This is a genomic window from Malonomonas rubra (assembly GCF_003247215.1).
In the GTDB taxonomy this organism is placed as follows: Bacteria; Desulfobacterota; Desulfuromonadia; order Desulfuromonadales; family Geopsychrobacteraceae; genus Malonomonas; species Malonomonas rubra_A.
In genome coordinates, this window is the sequence record NZ_QKAP01000006.1 from 33,699 (window position 1) to 46,686 (window position 12,988).

Genomic DNA, 12,988 nt, shown 5'->3' on the forward strand with positions numbered 1-12,988 from the left:
GACGTGGCCCGCGATAATAATCGCGGACGAAACCGAATAGAACTGGAGGAAAAAATGTCCGAAAAAGAAACCAAAAACGGACTGTTGATTCACTATCAATGGTGCACCGGCTGCCACGCATGCGAGGTGGCAATCAAAAAAATCCTGAACCTGCCTGTAGGCAAGCACGGCATCAAAATGCTCGAGCACGGCCCTTGGGAGGTTACTCCGGGTAAATTTGAGTGGGATTATCTCCCCGTACCGACTCAGCTTGTCGGTTCCAACCCTGAGCTGGCTCCGGGCGAGGACGTCAAATTCGCAGTCAAGCACTGTAACGCTAAGTGCATGGAGTACGGCCCGCTGGATGAATTGGCCAAAAAGGCTGCCGAACTGGGCAACCGAGTAGCAATCTTTACCGTTTAAGCAAAAAAAACCTGGGAACCCTGATTACTGATGGGGTTCCCAGGAAAAAGCAGGTGAAACATTCGTGTTAGTTGAAGTTGGCTAAGTTGTTCGGGACGGATGAACCACAGATTAAAGTCTGGCGTTAGAGTCAATCAACAGGTGTGTGAAACTTACAATCGCTAACAGCCAGTTTATCAGGTTCTTTTTTATGTCGCTGACAAGGCTTTGCACAAACTTCTTCGATGTACCGACAGTAGACAGGTTCTGGTCCCGACCTTATAGGCAAAACTTGCTTACACTTTCTACAAGTAGTCAGATCGTGAAAGTTAAATGTACCGCAATTTTCGCATTTGCTGGGTTTTGGTTTTGGTGGTTTACAACCGCCACAATAAGGGTTGCAGGTCCAACACATAAATGTTTCTCTAAAAAGTTTAGTTTGTAGATTATTTATAAAATGAAGTTACTACAGAATAAACTGTAGCACCAAGAAGTCTTTTTATAAATAACGCATTAACAACGGAAAGGAATTTAATCATGGCAGACGAAAAAAAGAAGATTCAAAAGCCTCTGAATCCGCTCGCAGCAAAACCTGGCCAGAACTATGGCTCTACCAAGTTTAAGCCTTCTAAAGAATACAAAGGTGGTGAAATCACCTTTGACGAAGAAAAAGACGAAAAAAAGTAATTAAACAATATAGACACAAATAACTTTAGATCTATTCGTAGTATGTATTTGTGTCAAACGAAAGGAGAGTATTATGTGTTTTAGACCTGGCGGTGTTGAAAAACCGCAAGAATGCCCGAAATGCGGCAAAAAACTGGTAGCCATCGGTGGTGTCAAACAAAAGGCCTGCCCGTTCTGCAAAACTCCTCTGACTGAGGAAGCTCCTTAAATAGAGCGATATTGAAACCACTGGGATAGTTAGCCCGGTGTACATTTCGACCCCAAAACAACAAAGGTCGGTGCCTGTCGGGGGTGAAACACGCCTCCGTTTAAGCCTCCCCCGACAGGCACATTTGCGCCGCTCTCAAGCGAAGGATAATGAGAATGTCAGATCAAAACTATAATCGTTGGTTGATACTGGCTGCTGCCGTGATCATGAATCTCTGTATCGGCACATTGTACGCCTGGAGTGTTTTTGCAAAACCCCTTGGCGCCCTGTTTTCCTGGGCTCCCCCGGCTCTCGCCCTGGCCTTTACCATTAACCATGGCCTCAGTCCTGTTTCCATGATCGGTGGCGGCTTTATCCAAGACAAGTTAGGTTCAAAAACCACCATCGTTATCGGTGGCCTGATGTTCACAGCCGGTCTTATTCTAACTGGTTTCATAGCTGAAGGTTCGTCAATCAGCATGCTGTACCTGTCCTACAGCACCTTGGCAGGTGTTGGTGGCGGCGTTGTTTACGCCGGCACTATGGGCAACACAGTTAAATTTTTCCCCGACAAGCGCGGCTTGGCAGCAGGTATCTGCGCTGCCGGTTATGGTTGCGGTGCCATGCTCATGGCCCCTATCGCCAGTTACCTGATCGAAAAATACGGTATTCTGACCTGCTTCCAGATCCTCGGTTCCGTATTCTTTTTAGTCATTGCTCTTGCTCTGACAGTAACCAAGAGAGCACCCGCAAATTACAAACCTGCCGGCTGGATTCCACCAGCAACCTCTAAGGTCCAAACAAACACCAACGATAACACTTGGACCCAGATGATCAGCCAGGGAATCTGGTGGGTTATCATGATCATGCTCTATTGTGGTGCCATGTCCGGCCTGATGGTTGTTGCCCACGCCTCTCCGATCGGTCAGTTGATGTTCAACCTGTCACCGATTAAAGCTGCATTCTTTGTCAGTATCATTACTTTGGCAAATGCAATCGGCCGAGTTGGGTTCGGTGCCCTTTCCGACAAAATCGGTCGTTCCAATACCATTATGCTGATGTACGTTGTTTCGGCTCTCTCCATGCTTAACCTGACCTTCACCAGTTCCGTAGCTGGTTTTGCGATTTCCGGTATGGGTGTTGGTGCGGTTTTCGGTGGATTCCTCTGCCTGGTGCCGCCGATTATCGGCGAGCGTTACGGTTTGAAAAACTTTGGTGTCAACTACGGTGTGACCTTCATCGGCTTCAGCCTCGCCGCCCTAACAGGTCCGCTGCTGGCTGCAAAAGTCCGAGTTGCCACCGGCGACTACAATCAGGCCTTCTGGATTGCTCTGGGCGTGAATATAGTCGGCCTTGTTTTTGCTCTTATCTACAGAACAATGGACAATAAAAGTACCGCAGCAAAAGCTGCCTATGCTAAAAAATCGCTTGCCAGTTAAATAAGCGTCTGACGGGACCTCCTACCAAGGGTGGTCCCGATCAGATTTTCTTTTTGCCGGTACCCGTGAAACCGTGCGGGTACCGGCAGAACGGCTTACAAACTATGCTGGAACGTATTCAGATAGAAACCCTGCGCTTGATGAACGAAAAAGGGATGAATTTTACCGTCGCAGAACTGGCAACCCAACTGGCCGTCAGCAAGCGCTGTATCTACGAACGCTTTGCGTCTAAAACAGACCTTGTCGTATCCGTACTCGACGAGATTCTCGCCGACCTGCAATTGCAGGTACGGAAAATCGTTCGGTCACGACAGATGGAGACAATCGATAAACTGAAAGCACTGATGACCATGTCACCCAAAGCCCTCGGACCGCTCAGTTCGCGGTTGATCGCTGATGTCAAACGGCTGCTGCCGGAGCAATGGATCAGCTTCGAGATTTTTTTTGACGACAGGTGGCAGGAAATCCAAAACCTCGTTGAACAAGGTGTTCAGCAAGGGCTATTTAGACCGGTCGACCTGACAATTTTACAACAGATCTACCGCGGCGCGATCAATGAGCTCATTGAATATCAATATTTAACCCGATGCAACCAGACGTTTCATAATGCAATTGTGGCGGCGACTGACATGCTCATCTATGGTGTCATCTCCCATGAAAAGCGACAAATCGAACAAGGCTGCTAGCCGTTTGTCATATTGTCCCGGCTACCTCTGATCAACAATGGTCAACGTGACTTTAATGGAGGTTCCAAAGTGGAAAAAGTAATTAACGTCAATGAAGCATTTGACGATCTACCCTTTTCCTTTTATCAGATTTGGGTCTGCCTGCTCTGCTTCTCCGTCGTCTTTTTCGACGGCTTCGACCTGACAGTCATTGGGGTCACCATCCCGAAGATTGCCACCCATCTTAATGCCAGTCCGGCAGAATTAGGACTGGCCGTCAGCGCCGGCCAACTGGGGCCGATGCTCGGCGCAGTTATCATCGGCATGTTGGCTGACCGTGTCGGACGTAAAAAGACCATGTTTTTCTGCGCACTGGTCTTCGGCTTCTTCACATTCATGATTTCCCACATTTCCAGTGTCGAGGAGCTGGCCCTGTACCGTTTCCTGGCCGGACTCGGCATGGGTGGCGCCATTCCCAACGCACTGGCTTTCGGCAGCGAGTATGCTCCCTCCAGGTTGCGTGCTTCACTGTCGCTTTACATGTGGGCGGGGATGCCGACCGGCGCCATGATCGCCGCCTTTTCAGCGTCCTATCTGCTACCCAACTACGGTTGGCAGTCCGTCTATTTTATTGGTGGCTTGGTCCCGGTGATCATCGCCTTTATAATCTTGCTGTTTCTCCCAGAATCCCTCCAGCACCTGGTTGGTAGCGGTTCCAAGAAAGCAATGGACAAGGCTTATGGAATTCTCAGCCGTATCAACCAGAATCTGCCGAGCGCCAACAATGTCAAACTGACCATGCCGACCACAACCAAAGAAAGCAAAGGATCGGTCAAGACCCTCTTTACCGGCGATCGCATGGTGACAACCCTGCTGATCTGGCTGCTTTTCTACTTAAGCTTCTATCTGCTCTGGATTCTGTTCTCCTGGGTCCCGACCCTGCTCAAACAGAGCGGCGCAACGGTTCAGCAATACAGCATGGGCTTTGCCTTTATCCACATGGGCTCGGTCATCGCCTGCTTCTGCATTGGCCGCTGTATGAGTAAATTTAACAAGCTCAACGTTGTTAAGTATCTATTTATCGGTGCCTTTATCGCGATGCTTGCCTTCGGCTATTTCTCATCCCACAGTTTCTACATCGTCATCGTGGTTTCGATTTTCACCGGGATGCTGGTCAATGGAGGCAACTCTTCACTGATGGGACTGGCCTCAGCCGTCTATCCATCAGAAGCACGTGCAACCGGGATCGGCTGGGCTTACGGAATCGGTAAGATCGGCTCCCTCATCGCTCCGGTTATCGGCGGTCTCTATTTGTCGCGCAACTGGAGTGTTTTCAAGATTTGCGCAATTAACGGCTCAAGCGCTCTGGTCATTGCCGTGATCGTTATCATCTTGCAACGCTATATGCGCGCGTCGGCAAGCGGCGAGGTTTGATCCAAAACCAAATCAGTTCCTAGAATCTTATGCCCCATAAGTCAGCACAGACTTATGGGGCATTTTCTTTCCCTGGTCGCATATCTGACGACTCTTATTCCAGTCATGAGACAGGGAATCCCAAAACGAGACAGTATCCGTCCACTGAAAAGTCCATGAATTTCGAGCGCTGCGCCGCATCTCCGCAGTCTATAAGCGACAAACCAAGACATGACGGCGTTAGAATGCAGGGAACCGTGTCCCAAGTAAGGTTTGGCTTGTTTTTTGTAGTAAACAGAAGCAAAAGTTCCGCGGATTGCTATGTGCAGGAGACCTTGTTTAAAGATTTTCGTCAAAGCGCTGCTCTCTGAGAGACTCCACATAAAGAACAGGAGAATAACCATGACGGTCACAATGTTGAAATCGAGCGAAGAAGAAGCTCTCTTCAAAATTGAAATCGACGCCGATACGATCGAAAAAGCGATCACAGCGGAATTCGTGAAAGCGACGGAGAAAGAGAACAAACCGCCACAGGGTTTGCCATTAAGCATCCGTGCCATGATGGCCAAGCACCCGGATCTGGAGAGGATTGCAGCGAAGGCTCTGAACAATATTTTGCCTTCCTACTACATGAGCGCCCTCAAGACGCTCGACCTGGCTCCGATGACCTACCCGAAAATCATGCCGCAGGAAACCAAGCTGGGAGCGCCCTGTGTCGTCAAAATCCAGGTTGCCCTGGAACCCAAAATCGCTCTGGTGAAATACGAGGGGCTGGAAGCGAGCTATGTCCCGGTAGTCGTCACGGAAGAGGATGTGAATCAACAGGTTAAGGGGATAAAACAGCAACGAGGTGCTGCCAATGATGAAAAACTGCTCGCCAACCTCCCTTTCGATTCGATCGAGGCGTTCACGGCCGAAGTGCATACGTCCCTGTTGACACTGGCGCAAGAAAGTACCGAACGGAACATCAAACAAGCGGTCATTAAAAAATTAATCGAAGAAAACCCCTGCCCGCTCAGGGAAGAGGCGGTCGAGCAGCAGATCATGCTGCAGATCAACCAGTTCCGCCAGCATGTCGGCGGAAAAAAGTTCGACGATTACCTCAAAACGACAAATCGGACCCTGGAGGACGCGAAAAAGGAAATTCGCCCGGAAGCCGAGGCAACCGTCAGGAAAAATCTGCTGTTGTCGGCGATAGCGGACAGCCTGCAACTTGAAGTCACGGAAGAAGACATCAAAAAGGCTCTTTTGCAGCAGGAAAACTCCATCATGGATATGGCTCTCAATTTCGATGCGCGCCTCAAGCGTCTGGAAAAGACCCCTGGAGCCAAAGAGCAACTTATCCACTCGATCCGGCTGACAAAGGCAACCGATTACATTATCGACAAAGCGACCCTGAGTGAAGAAGAGCCGGTTCGAGTCCTGGAAGAGCGGCGCTAGCAGCAGCAGTCGTTGCTCGCGCATCCAGCCAATGCCGGCAGAAATTTTATTTACCTTGGCTTTTGTATAAACCTCAAGACGTGACGCTCACGAAATATCTGGGGATTTCGACAAAAAGGAGAAACAATGGCTACCGTTTGGACAACAATGGAAAAGGCGGAAAACGGTCGGTATGTAGAGTCCGGCTTTCATACAACCGAACCTGAAAACTGGCTACGCTGTATCAATGTAGATGACCCGGAAGATTTCATTGCCCACATGCGCCGCTTCAGAACCATTCCTCCAACTCCCCTGTCCAGGGATGAGTATGAAGAAATGTGCAAAGAATACGGCGTATCTCCGCTGGAAGAGTCGGCACTCAATTTTTACGGCACAACAAGCAGTTCAATGGGCACCAACAACTACCGGCTCCACTCCAATCCAGACACCAGGGGCCTTGCTACCGCGAACAGAATCCACGAATTGCGTTACCGGGCAATCATGCGGAGCGAGCTGGCATAAAATTTCCTTGATTGTCCGGCTGGATTGAGGGAAAGACAATGGAAAAAAAATATCCCAATCTGTGCAAGCCGATTAAGATCGGGAATACCTACTATAGAAACAGGATGTTCGGCGCTCCGATGGGAGGTACCGACATTACCGCTGACTGCACCATCGGCAGGGCTTCGACAGCTTTTTACGAGAATCGCGCCAAAGGCGGAGCCGCCACGGTGACCGTCAGTGAGCTTGTCGTTCATCCTGAAACTGAAGGCTCGCACATGTTCCATCTCGACCTGAAGACCGTCGGGGCATTATCAAGCTTTGCCTACACGGCGGATGCCATCCGTCGTCACGGCGCCATTCCCAGTGTTGAGCTTTCGCATTCCGGCCAGTACGCGGGAACCTACCTGACCGATAAAACCATAAAAGGCAGCCTCAACCAGTGGGGACCAAGCGACTGGACACGGCCGGACGGTCTTGAAGTAAAAGCGCTGACTGAAAAACTGATTCAGGACATCGTTAAAGCTTACGGCGAAACAGCAGGCCTGGCCAAAAGAGCCGGCTTCGAGATGATCATGGTTCATGGCGGTCATGGTTGGCTGATCAACCAGTTTTTGTCCCCCTATTTCAACCACAGAACAGATCAATACGGTGGATCACTGGAAAACCGGGGCAGATTTGCCCAGGAAGTTCTCGACAACATCCGCAACGCTGTCGGACCGGGTTTTCCAATTGAATTCAGGCTCAGCGGCTCCGAACTTTTCGAAGGCGGCTATGATCTGGACGAAGGCATTGAAATTGCCAAATTGCTGGAATCTAGAATAGACCTGCTGCATGTTTCCGCCGGTACCTATCAACGAGGGTTTGGCCAAACCCACCCCTCGATGTTCCTGCCACATGGAAGCAATGTTTATCTGGCAGCCGAGATAAAGAGACATGTCAAGGTACCGGTCGCCACCGTCGGCGGCCTCAACGATCCGGAGATGATGGAAGAGATCATCGCTTCCGGAAAAGCAGATATCGTCGAGATGGCCAGGGCGCTGCTAGCAGACCCGAAACTACCGAAAAAAGTGATGGCAAACCGCGCTGACGACATTGTTCACTGCCTGAGGTGTTTCACCTGCATGGCTGAAAGAGCGATGACTGCAACCCGCCGCTGTGCAGTCAATCCGGTCATCGGACGCGAACTGGACGGAATGGAGATCAGCCCTGCAGCAGTTTCGAAAAAAGTCCTGGTTGTCGGTGGCGGTCCTGGCGGGCTACAGGCGGCACTGACCGCCGCCCAACGCGGACATCAGGTCATTCTTTGTGAAAAAGCAGCGCAGACCGGCGGCATTCTCGTCAGCGAACAAGCCATCCTCTTCAAACAGGAGATGTACAAACTCGGAACGACCCTGACGAAGCTGGCACAGGACGCCGGTGTCGAAATCCGCTGCAATACGGAAGTGGACAAGGAGTTTGCAGCGCAAGTCAACGCTGACGCAATCATCATTGCAGCAGGATCGGAACCAATCGTGCCAGCCATCCCCGGTCTGGACAACGAACAGGTTATTATCGTCAACGATTATTATCTGAAAAAAGATCAGGTTGCCGAAACCGTCGTTATCCTTGGTGGCGGTCAAGCTGGCTGTGAAGCGGCTGTTCATCTGGCGATGGAAGGCAAATTAGTCCAACTGGTCGAGATGAGAGAAGAGCTTGCACCGGACGCCAACATCCGCCACCGCCCTCTCCTGCTTGAAGAAATTAAAAAACAGGGCGTTGTGGTCAAAACTTCTCATAGAGGCCGTGAAGTTACGGCAGATGGAGTTCTCTGTGAGGATCAGGATGGTAACCAGATACTCGTACCGGGGAAAACCGTCATTTTCGCACTGGGCCAGAAACCACGCCGAGAGGTTGTTGACACGTTGCTTGATGCTGCTCCAGAGATCGCGACTATCGGCGACTGCGTCAAAGCCTCAACCATTACCACGGCAATTTACCAAGGCCACCACGCGGCCCTCGACCTTTAAAAAGCAATCTATAACAACGCTGGAACTTGCAGACCAGGCAAGCGGGGAAGAATGGAAGGCGGTGAAACATGACAATGCGACTGGAAACAAACCCTGCAGAGCATGTTTTATCCAAAGAGGAAACCCAGCCCTCCCCTCAAAACATATGGTGCAAAATTTCGTTCCACTGGTTCAGGGACATCCTGCCATCCCTGCTCATTGCATTAATCGTCGGGGGATTGGCAATACAGGTGGTTGATTTTATTGATCAACATCGTCCGATCCAAACGATTGCTGCCATGGCTGAAAAATAAATAACGAAATCAAATTGCACAATCTCCAAAATATTTTTCCCCTGCTCGTGCAAAATATCTACTTATCAATACGTTGAGAATACCCCCGTCCGATGGAACTATCATGTTAAGCGACAAAGCAAAAAAGATGTTTGCCCAGTTGAAACTGGAAATTCCCGCGGTTGCCGTACAGTATCTGCCGGTCAAACCGGAAGGGATTGAACACTGCGACAAGCAGCTGGCGTTCTGTCAGTACGTGAAAGAGGCGCAAGACAGCGGCAAAAAGTTTTACGTCACAAAAGAGAACGATGTCTGCTACGGCAAGATGGCTTTGGGAATGATCCCCAAGCCACCGGTGACAGCCAGCGGCCAGGCCGGACTGGATTTCGGTGTTTACAAAACCCTTGCCGGCTGCCGCAAGCTCTACCAGAACCTGCCGGTTCTGGTGCCCGGGGCGATCAATTACGTTGTTTTTGCCCCGGTAGCTAACTGCGACTTCGATCCGGACCTCATTGTCCTTTTTGCCGATATCCCGCAAGCAGATATTGTCATGCGTGCGACCAGCTATATTTCCGGTGATTTTTGGGAATCAAAATCGACACCGGTTATCAGCTGTAGTTGGATGTATGCCTACCCGCTGATTTCCGGCAAGGTCAACCACATTACAACCGGCTTTTATCACGGACTAAAGCGCCGCAATATTTTTAAAGCCGGTCTGCGCATGATCTCCATCCCCTTCAACAAAATCGATGAGGTGGTGACTGCGTTGGACGAGATGGATTGGACAACCATTGCCTTACGCGAGGACGCGGAAAGCAAGGCGGAGCTACAGCGGCGCATGGACCACTGGCAGGAGATGGCCGTAGAGATGGGATGCACCTGTGATCTGCACTGACACCTACCCACTGCTGTTAATATCAATTGTTCATACCGACTTTTCACGTTATCTGCCTGGTCTTTTTGGGGCCCCATCCAACTGTTCAGTCGACCCGCAATAGTGGACCGATCGAACAGCGACAAAAAGACTTAATTCCATTGAATATCTTCCATCCTGCTTAAATCAGTATAAATGCACGCCTGTTAAAAAACTAAGTCAGCATACGTTTCTAAAACATCAACAAAAATCGAGGTAAAAAAGCCCCTCCCGGAGAGGCAAATCTCGGGAGGGGTACCAAGTCCAAACACATCCGGCTAGTCTGTGTTTGGAAAATCCTAGAATTTATACGTTACAATGAAACGCGTATCTTTTGCGTCAAAACCTCTACCATAGTAGTTGTCAACAATGGCATGCCTTACACGCAATCCAAGCCCTTCGAGGCTTCCCGAAAAAGCATACTGGACATCAAAGTTTGTTTCATTCGAGTCAACCGATTCAAGCGAATGAGTTGCAACACCGTCATATTCAGCATAGAAGACATAAGTACTCAATCCTTTGGCGCCCAAACCGCTAAAATCATAAGAAAGTCTCGCAGCATATGCATCTTCATCAGCGAGCAAACCTGCGTTTAAAACTTGCTGAACAATGGCTTTACTGTATCCCCATGGGTCATACACAGGATCGTCACCGGTCTTTGAGTATGTTGCCACAAAAGTAAAGCCATAGGCCGCAACACCTGCGTCGACACCAAACTGGTATGTATCGATACCTGTTTTACCAGTGGAACGAATTCTCAAAGCATCGCCATCATCTTTTTGATCAGCGTACATCATGCAGCCAAAAAGCATAACGTCATTGATTTTTTTACACAACTTAGCCTTGAGATAGTACTGATCAATAACTTTGTCCATTTTGAAGCCCCAAGCTTCGACATCCGCATCTAAGCCTTCAATTGGAAGCTTGTAGCTAGCACCTAAAATGATTGCGGCTTCATCCCGCACGGAGCCATCGTTAGCATAAATTGGACCTGCAATTTTCGAGATGTTGACAAAATTCTCATCGTCCCAATCTGCTGCGGCATCGAGGTAGAAAGCCATCAACTTAAGGTTTTCAACACTCTTGTTAACAACGGACGTCCCACGGAAAGTTCTGGGCATCATGCGGACAGGATGGATAAACAAAAATGGAGTAAAAACCTCCTGCCCACCGACCTTAACCGTGGTATCGAAATAGTCGCCTTGAACGTAATACTCCTGTATCCGGGTCACGCTTTCATGATTAGCGGCGAGCAAACCATAGGTACCTTTCTCGTCATCACTATCAAGGTCGTTTGTGGTCGCAAATGCGGCCCCTAGGCTGATCCCTTTGAAACTGTCGGTCTTGTAGTAAAAAACTCCACCAATCGCCTGATCCTGGTTGTCTGTGACTCCCTTGTTGAAATCCCGGGTATAATGCATCAGTTCGATTTTCCCCTTGAATTTCCCGCTGGCAAACATTTCCTTCACGCTGTCAGCAGCCATGGCCGGTGTGGACAGGCAGAGCAGCAACAAACCAACAACAATCTTTCTCATACGAACCTTCCTCCTTGCTTCTGGTGATGGATTAGGATGGTTTACAGAAACCATCATCTTGGTTAGCAGGATGCTTTCTGCACAAAAACACCCGACAACACCCCATTTCGGCGGCTTAATCGCAACTTGCATACCAACCAACCAAAAGCAAAAGAGCAGCATAGGTACCTGTTATCACTGAGCTTTTCAGGCACAACAGAAAGAGCACAACGTCTTCTTTTGGGATAAAAAAGCGGTAAACAGCACCACACAACTGATAACAACGTGAAATATGGTCGTTTTCCACCGTCTCGCGGATTTTCATTTTAGGACAATAAGAGCTTTCTAATAAAATGGGCACCACTTGTCCGTCACAATATTTCGAATGGTCGTTTATTCCGAATTTTGTCGCTTGCTGGGGGTGGCCTCAGAGGCGCCTTTACAGCTGCCGTCCTTGCCAAATGGGACGAAATGATTAAGAGTGGCGGCGGAAATCAATTAGTAAAACATTTCGATCTTGTTGCAGGAACATCGACAGGTACGATTCTCGCCATGGGTCTAAGCTATTGCTACTGCTCATACCCTCGACCGCACGGCATTTACATCAATATCTGCTGTAGGAGCAGCATTGGCATCCTCTGCCGCACCGACATATTTTGATGAAGCAATCATTGATACTCAATTTCCAGTAGAGAGTTACCTTGATGGCGGTATTTGGGCAAACAATCCTGTATTGCCTGGGTCATAAGAAAATGCCTCGGCCAATCGACCGAGGCATTTCTGTGTATCTAAAGGAGTGAATGACCGAAAAATGGGGAGTGTTGACGTTTGACCTCCCCCCGGAAAATTGGACAAGCCAAAAGTAGAGATTTCGGGCAAAATGACCCTTAATGGGAGGAGGTCACTTTGATGGTATCCTAAATTATGTTCTGGATTGATTTGGGGGCCTACTGGGGCTGTACGTAAACCATTCCCACTAATCCTGAAATGCGAGAACCCCAACACTGGTAGTCAGCAGTCGTGATAATTGGTGGATGGCATTCGACCAAGAATGCTTAGATTTAATCAGAATAAGTAAAGGATACGGCCAACGGTCATTTACAGCTAGTCTTAGGCTTGAAAAACTCAAAAATCAATTTGGCACGATTTTATTTCTGTTATACATCCCTGATTTATCAGTCATCAAAGCTCGAGTTCTTATAATTGGTGCATGACAAATTGACCGTTGGACATCCAAAGCAGGTAGATTTCAACAAGCCAAAGGTCAGATTTTAAAAAGGTGGGCACCGGGCGGGCACAATTTGGGCACAGACGCAAAAAAGGGTTACGGCAAAAACCGTAACCCTTTGAATTCATTGGCGCGCGATACAAGATTCGAACTTGTGACCTTTGGCTCCGGAGGCCAACGCTCTATCCATCTGAGCTAATCGCGCACGGGCTGTTCTATATAAACTATCTCCCGGCAAATTGCAACCGCAATCTTGGTACGAACGCGCTACTCTTCCTCCTCGTACGTCTTGCGCATCAATAATAGAATAAACCCGGCAATAATAAGCAACCCTACAGCAATCGCACCATAGACTTTGCG

Annotated in this window: 14 protein-coding genes and 1 tRNA gene; 13 read left to right on the top strand and 2 right to left on the bottom strand. The window is 49.1% G+C overall.

From position 1 onward, the window contains the following. The first annotated feature begins 54 nt into the window (after positions 1-54). From Q7J88_RS00305 to Q7J88_RS00355, 11 genes are all read left to right on the top strand, one after another. Positions 55-402, top strand: coding sequence for an oxidoreductase (locus Q7J88_RS00305; protein WP_303720155.1), 348 nt, complete (start codon positions 55-57; stop codon positions 400-402). Between the two features lie 516 nt (positions 403-918). Next, a complete protein-coding gene (locus Q7J88_RS00310; protein ID WP_303720156.1) occupies positions 919-1,068 on the top strand; it encodes a hypothetical protein in 150 nt (49 codons plus the stop codon). 73 nt (positions 1,069-1,141) lie between these two features. After that, complete coding sequence (locus Q7J88_RS00315; protein ID WP_303720157.1) at positions 1,142-1,276, top strand: hypothetical protein; 135 nt, start codon at positions 1,142-1,144, stop codon at positions 1,274-1,276. A 155-nt stretch (positions 1,277-1,431) separates the two neighbouring features. After that, entirely contained in the window at positions 1,432-2,694 is a 1,263-nt protein-coding gene (locus Q7J88_RS00320) for an OFA family MFS transporter (protein ID WP_303720158.1), read from the top strand. Positions 2,695-2,798: 104 nt separating this feature from the next. Then, complete coding sequence (locus Q7J88_RS00325) at positions 2,799-3,380, top strand: TetR/AcrR family transcriptional regulator (RefSeq protein ID WP_303720159.1); 582 nt, start codon at positions 2,799-2,801, stop codon at positions 3,378-3,380. Positions 3,381-3,449: 69 nt separating this feature from the next. Beyond that, the gene (locus Q7J88_RS00330) at positions 3,450-4,793 is read left to right on the top strand and encodes an MFS transporter (RefSeq protein WP_303720160.1); all 1,344 of its coding nucleotides are present in this window, start codon (positions 3,450-3,452) and stop codon (positions 4,791-4,793) included. Positions 4,794-5,174: 381 nt separating this feature from the next. Further along, entirely contained in the window at positions 5,175-6,212 is a 1,038-nt protein-coding gene (locus Q7J88_RS00335; RefSeq protein ID WP_303720161.1) for a trigger factor, read from the top strand. A gap of 126 nt (positions 6,213-6,338) precedes the next feature. Continuing rightward, positions 6,339-6,713, top strand: coding sequence for a hypothetical protein (locus Q7J88_RS00340; protein WP_303720162.1), 375 nt, complete (start codon positions 6,339-6,341; stop codon positions 6,711-6,713). Positions 6,714-6,751: 38 nt separating this feature from the next. Next, positions 6,752-8,701, top strand: a complete 1,950-nt coding sequence (locus Q7J88_RS00345; protein ID WP_303720163.1) for an FAD-dependent oxidoreductase — start codon at positions 6,752-6,754, stop codon at positions 8,699-8,701. A gap of 68 nt (positions 8,702-8,769) precedes the next feature. Then, positions 8,770-8,994 carry a hypothetical protein gene (locus Q7J88_RS00350; protein ID WP_303720164.1) on the top strand — a complete coding sequence of 75 codons (225 nt, stop codon included), beginning with the start codon at positions 8,770-8,772 and terminating at the stop codon, positions 8,992-8,994. Positions 8,995-9,097: 103 nt separating this feature from the next. Continuing rightward, positions 9,098-9,868: a DUF169 domain-containing protein gene (locus Q7J88_RS00355; protein ID WP_303720165.1), complete on the top strand. Its 771-nt coding sequence runs from the start codon at positions 9,098-9,100 to the stop codon at positions 9,866-9,868. Between the two features lie 317 nt (positions 9,869-10,185). On the opposite strand, the gene Q7J88_RS00360 is transcribed toward Q7J88_RS00355, so the two are convergent. Then, entirely contained in the window at positions 10,186-11,553 is a 1,368-nt protein-coding gene (locus Q7J88_RS00360) for an OprD family outer membrane porin (protein ID WP_303720166.1), read from the bottom strand. Between the two features lie 252 nt (positions 11,554-11,805). On the opposite strand from Q7J88_RS00360, the gene Q7J88_RS15275 reads away from it, so the two are divergent. Together Q7J88_RS15275 and Q7J88_RS15280 are read left to right on the top strand one after the other, a co-directional pair. After that, complete coding sequence (locus Q7J88_RS15275; protein WP_369681928.1) at positions 11,806-12,060, top strand: patatin-like phospholipase family protein; 255 nt, start codon at positions 11,806-11,808, stop codon at positions 12,058-12,060. After that, positions 12,029-12,148 (top strand): hypothetical protein, encoded by a 120-nt coding sequence (locus tag Q7J88_RS15280; RefSeq protein WP_369681929.1) that lies wholly within the window; start codon positions 12,029-12,031, stop codon positions 12,146-12,148. The genes Q7J88_RS15275 and Q7J88_RS15280 overlap by 32 nt, the downstream gene beginning before the upstream one ends. A 608-nt stretch (positions 12,149-12,756) precedes the next feature. On the opposite strand, the gene Q7J88_RS00365 is transcribed toward Q7J88_RS15280, so the two are convergent. Next, positions 12,757-12,833: transfer RNA gene (locus tag Q7J88_RS00365), tRNA-Arg, on the bottom strand. Positions 12,834-12,988 lie beyond the last annotated feature (155 nt).